Raw genomic sequence first — 4,773 nt, forward strand, 5'->3', positions numbered from 1 at the left:
ATCCGTTCAGGCGCCCCTCAGCCGCAGCGCGCTGACGTTCACCTCAGAACTCCGCGCTCACCGTGGCAAACACCGCGCGCGCCGGCAGCACGAAGTAGCGCACACGCCCCGACCCCGACACGGCACCACTGGCGAACTTCTGCGTATCGCCCAGGTTTGCTCCGCGCACCGTGAGCGCATAGCGGCCAGCCGTAACCCGCGCCGACGCATCGAGCGTGTAGTAGTCGGGGAGCACGCGATCCGCACTGCTGGTGTTGTCGAGGAAAGCCTTCGACTGATAGCGGCCCTCGACACTCACCATGACGCGGTCCGTCGGCGACAGCTCAATGCGATGCAACGAGATGAACGCCGGCGTGAGCATCGGCGCGACGTTGCGCCGCACGACCGGCGTGCCGCGCGACGAATCGGTGAACTGCGCAATGCGGTTCTGACTCCACGTGGCGTTGCCGGCCAGCACCACGCGCGAGATACCACGATAGGCCGCGTCAACCTCGAGACCACGCCGATAGCTGCTGCCCACGTTGCGGCGCAAGATCGCCCCCGAGGCCGTGGGCGCCCCGATACGCGCGATGTCGTTGCGGAAATCCATGCTGTACAGGTTGGCCGACAGCTCCATCATGGCGCGAGACCACGTGATGCCCAGCTCGGCGTCGCGCACCGACTCCGGCTTCACGCGCGTGAAGTCGCCGTAGTCGGCCACGTTACCGCTGTTCAGATCATCGTCGCCGGCAAACAGGTCGTTGCGGGCCGGCTCGCGGCTCGTGATGCCGTATGACGCGTACGTGGCGAGCCCCGTGGCCAGCTGATACGTGACACCCGCCTTCGGATTGAAGAACATCCAATCGATGCTGCGCTCGTCGATACCGGCGTTGGCGTCGGGCTCGTAGCGGAACCTGGCGTAGCGCCCCTGCAGGTCGGCAAACCAACGGGCCTTCCCGGCGTCGAGCGACAGCTTGGCGAAGGCGCTGGCATCCTGCTTGTGACCGGTGTTGTCATACAACGTGGTGGACGGCTGGAAGTAGCCGCGGTGCGCGCGCTGATACGTGTTGGCATTGATGCCCGTGTTCACGCGCAGGGCGCCGCGCTCCACGTTGTACGCGCTGGTCACGCCATACCACGTATGCGCCAGATTGAAGCGATAGCGATCGGGCAGATCGAAGTAGTCGTAGTTGCCGCTGGCCGAGTTGCGGTACACCGTGGTGCTCACCGAGCCGCCGTTCTGCAGGGCGCGCGTGTACGCCAGCGACACCAGCTGCTGACCGAACTTGTCGCGCTCGTTGGGTTGCAGCGGGTTGTAACGGCGGTTCGTGCCGAGTTCCTCGAGCGTGGCGCCCGTGTACGACAGCGTATCGGCGAGTAGTCCCACCAGCGTGGTGAGCTTGATCACGTCGCGCGCACCGAACCAGCCGGCGCCCACAAAGGCGGAACGTCCCATGACGCCGCTGTGATCGCGGTAGCCGTTGGTGCGCAGCGCACTGGCGCGGCCGTACACGGCGAATTTGCTGGCGGTGAGCCCCGAGTTGAACGATGTGCTCACGCGTTGCGCGCCGAACGATCCCATCTGCAACTGCACATCGCCACCGGCGTCGGCGCGCGCCACCGGCATCGTTTCAAAGTTCACACTGCCGGCGAACGACGCGGTGCCCGCGGTGCTCGTGCCCACGCCGCGCTGCACCTGCACCGACTGCACGTTCGACATCAGGTCGGCCAGATTGGCGAAGTACAGGACCTGATCTTCCATGTCGTTCAACGGCACGCCGTCGAGCGTGATGTTGATGCGCGTCTGGTCGATGCCGCGCAGCCGCAGATAGCTGTAGCCCCAGTTGGTACCGGTTTCGGTGTGCGAGGTCATGGAGGGCGCGGCGTTCATCAGCAGCATCGGCACGTCCTGCCCGAAATGCCGCTGCGTGATCGCGGCGCGACCGATCGTGGTTTGCGAGATGGGCGCTTGGCTATTGGCGCGGATGGCGCGGACCAGCACGCCTTCGATGTTGCGAACGGAGTCGGCCTTGGCGGCGACCGTTGCGCTGTCGGGGCGGGACTGTGCGCCGAGCGTGGCGGTGGCAACAGTGAGGAGGGTGGCGACGCCAAGTCGCCGCGTGCGCCAATGGCGCGCGATTGCGTGCGGATACATCGATTGGACTCCCTACGCCGGTACGAGCCGGATCAGGTTCTACGGGACTCTCTCAGCCAACGCGCACTGGCGGCGCTGGCACCCCGGTCATGTGCGGTGAACCCTAATTAGCTTTGGCCGTGATGACCAGTACGGCGCTCCACCTCCTTTCCGATTTCTGCGCGTGGCTCAACGCGCACGGGAGCTCCTGCGCGGAGCTCCTCGGGTTCATCACGGGTGTGCTGAACGTGTGGCTCGTCACGCGTGAGAACATCTGGAGCTGGCCACTCGGCGTGCTCAACGCCGGGTTCTACAGCGTGGTGTTCGCCCGCACCGGCCTGTACTCGGACACGGGGTTGCAGGTGGTGTATCTCGTGTTGTCGCTGTACGGCTGGTGGCACTGGTTGCGCGGCGGACCGAGTCGCGACGCCGTGGTCGTGTCGCGCACGGGGCGGCGCACGGCGCTGCTGCTGGCCGGCATCGCACTCGTCTCATGGGTTACCTTGGCCACCATCACGCGACGCCTCCCCGGTGCTGCGCTGCCGTGGCTCGACGCCGCGCTCGTCTCAGTCAGTCTGGTCGCGCAGTACATGATGACGCGCAAGCTGCTCGAGCACTGGCTGCTCTGGATCGCCGTCGATGTGGTCTACATCGGCCTGTTCATCAACCGGCAACTCCCACTCACCGCGATGCTCTACACCGTGTTTCTCGTGCTCGCCATCATCGGCTCGGTGCACTGGCATCGATCGGCGGCGCGGACGCGCCTCGCGACATGACCGGCCACCCGATGCGCACACTCACCCGCGTCGTCCTGACCGGCTCGGAGTCGGTGGGCAAGACCACCCTCGGTGCGCAGCTGGCCGCGCACTACGGCGTGGCCTGCGTGCCGGAGTTCGTGCGCGACTACGCCGCCGCCAAGGGGGCGCCGCTCGATTTCCGCGACCATGGCCCCATCGCCAAGGGGCAGATGGCCCTGGAAGACACGCACATCGCGTCGGCCATCGCGCGCGGCGACACGCTGCTGCTGCAGGACACGGACCTGGTCAGCACCGTCGTGTACTGCCATCACTACTTCGGTCGCTGCCCGGAGTTCATCGAGCAGGCGGCCATCGCGCGCCGCGCCACGCAGTACCTGCTGCTCGACATCGACGTGCCGTGGATCGCCGACGGCGTCCGCGACCGCGAAGATCGGCGCCACGAGGTGCAGGCCCTCTTTCGCGACACGCTGGCGCGATTCGGCGCGCCGGTTACCGTTGTGCAGGGCACGTGGGAGCAACGACTCGCCACAGCCACTGCACTGATCGACTCCTTCACCGATCCATACCACCATGGCTGACCAACCGCAGAGCTTTGCCAACCACGCGAAGTACATGCCCGCGTATCACTTCTTCACCAGTCCGCTGGCGCTGATCTACGTGGGCTGGAGCATCAAACGCCTGATTTCCAACCCTGGCGCCGACACCGCCTACATGATGGTCGGAGCGCTCGCCATCTTCGGTGTGGTCACCGTGGCGCGCCTCTCGCCGCTCCGCGCGCAGGATCGCCTGATCCGCCTCGAAGAGCAGCTCCGCTATGCCCGCCTGCTGCCGGCCGATCTCGCCGCGCGGGCACAGGCTGCATTTTCGCCGCGCCACTACATCGCGCTGCGCTTCGCGAGCGATGCCGAGCTGCCGTCGATGGTCGAGATGGTCATCAAGAATCCGGCGCTCAAGGGCAAGGAGATCAAAGCCCAGATCAAGACGTGGCGCCCGGACACCTTCCGCGTGTGAGTATCCGGCGGTGTCGCGCGTGCACGACTACGGGCGCGACACCAACACCTCGACCGGCAGTCCACCGTTCGCCGTGCGCAACACGGCATCGAACGCGAGGCGCGTCTGCGCCGCCAGCACGCGGTCGGGCACCAGCATCCCGAGCTGCCATCCACGACCGCCGGCTCGCACGACATCGCCGAGCCGGGCGTACAGCGATCGCAGATCCGCGCCATCGCTGATGCGCAGTCCGTACGGCGGGTTGGTCAGCACCAGTCCGGCCGGGCCGATCGCGTCCAGCGACGTGTCCGACAACGGACCCTGCTCGATCACGAGATCCTGCAGCACGCCCGCCCGTTCGGCATTGGCCACGGCCGCCTTGCAGGCGCCGGCGTCACGATCGCGCAGCACGATCGGTATCCCCACCGACGGCAACTGCTCCGCCGCTGCCGCCGCACGCACCCGCGCCTGCATCGGTGCGTCAGCGCCGGGCCACTGCTCCATCGCGAACGCACGCCCAAGGCCCGGCGCCATGCGCCGCACCCGCAGCGCCGCCTCGATGCCAATGGTGCCCGAGCCACAGAACGGGTCCACCAGCGGGACCTCGCCATTCCAGTCGCAGGCCGCCAGCATCGCCGCCGCCAGCGTCTCCCGCAACGGCGCCTTCGCGATCGCCTGACGCCAACCGCGCCGGTGCAGCAGTGCCCCCGAGCTATCGGCGCTGATGGTGCACCGGTCGTGATCGAAGCGCACCACGATCAGCTGCGTGTTGCCATCGTCGTCGTCCTCGTCATCCTTCGCCCGACCGAGCGCCTGCGAACCCGGGATGCTGTTCGTAATCCCGCGCGCCACGCGCTCCGCCACCGCATCCGAGTGATACAACCGCGACTTCCGGCAGGTGACCCGCAGCCG

General features: G+C 67.1%; 5 protein-coding genes and 1 riboswitch. Of the genes, 3 read left to right on the forward strand and 2 right to left on the reverse strand.

What is annotated here, in order from left to right:
- Positions 1 to 43: 43 nt before the first annotated feature.
- Positions 44 to 2,134 (reverse strand): TonB-dependent receptor, encoded by a 2,091-nt coding sequence (locus ACIRA7_RS14925; RefSeq protein ID WP_396221640.1) that lies wholly within the window; start codon positions 2,132 to 2,134, stop codon positions 44 to 46.
- Positions 2,127 to 2,230, reverse strand: a riboswitch (TPP riboswitch). Its footprint overlaps the gene before it by 8 nt.
- Before the next feature lie 26 nt (positions 2,231 to 2,256).
- Here ACIRA7_RS14925 and pnuC point away from each other — a divergent pair.
- The 3 genes from pnuC to ACIRA7_RS14940 are packed head-to-tail and all read left to right on the forward strand — an operon-like array spanning position 2,257 to position 3,882.
- A complete protein-coding gene (gene pnuC / locus ACIRA7_RS14930; protein WP_396221644.1) occupies positions 2,257 to 2,889 on the forward strand; it encodes a nicotinamide riboside transporter PnuC in 633 nt (210 codons plus the stop codon).
- Positions 2,886 to 3,449 carry an AAA family ATPase gene (locus ACIRA7_RS14935; RefSeq protein WP_396221641.1) on the forward strand — a complete coding sequence of 188 codons (564 nt, stop codon included), beginning with the start codon at positions 2,886 to 2,888 and terminating at the stop codon, positions 3,447 to 3,449. Before pnuC ends, ACIRA7_RS14935 begins: the two co-directional genes overlap by 4 nt.
- Complete coding sequence (locus ACIRA7_RS14940) at positions 3,442 to 3,882, forward strand: DUF6526 family protein (RefSeq protein WP_396221642.1); 441 nt, start codon at positions 3,442 to 3,444, stop codon at positions 3,880 to 3,882. The genes ACIRA7_RS14935 and ACIRA7_RS14940 overlap by 8 nt, the downstream gene beginning before the upstream one ends.
- Positions 3,883 to 3,909: 27 nt before the next feature.
- Here the strand turns inward: ACIRA7_RS14940 and ACIRA7_RS14945 are convergent.
- On the reverse strand, positions 3,910 to 4,773 hold an 864-nt coding region (locus ACIRA7_RS14945), incomplete at its 5' end, for a class I SAM-dependent RNA methyltransferase (RefSeq protein WP_396221643.1).

The sequence above is a fragment of the Gemmatimonas sp. genome, from assembly GCF_044376735.1.
Lineage (GTDB): Bacteria > Gemmatimonadota > Gemmatimonadetes > Gemmatimonadales > Gemmatimonadaceae > Gemmatimonas.

Excerpts from the sequence above, each read along its gene's own strand:
- ACIRA7_RS14935 (WP_396221641.1), top strand. The coding sequence starts at position 2,886 with ATGACCGGCCACCCGATGCGCACACTCACCCGCGTCGTCCTGACCGGC.
- ACIRA7_RS14940 (WP_396221642.1), top strand. The coding sequence starts at position 3,442 with ATGGCTGACCAACCGCAGAGCTTTGCCAACCACGCGAAGTACATGCCC.
- pnuC (WP_396221644.1), top strand. The coding sequence starts at position 2,257 with ATGACCAGTACGGCGCTCCACCTCCTTTCCGATTTCTGCGCGTGGCTC.
- ACIRA7_RS14925 (WP_396221640.1), bottom strand. The coding sequence starts at position 2,134 with ATGTATCCGCACGCAATCGCGCGCCATTGGCGCACGCGGCGACTTGGC.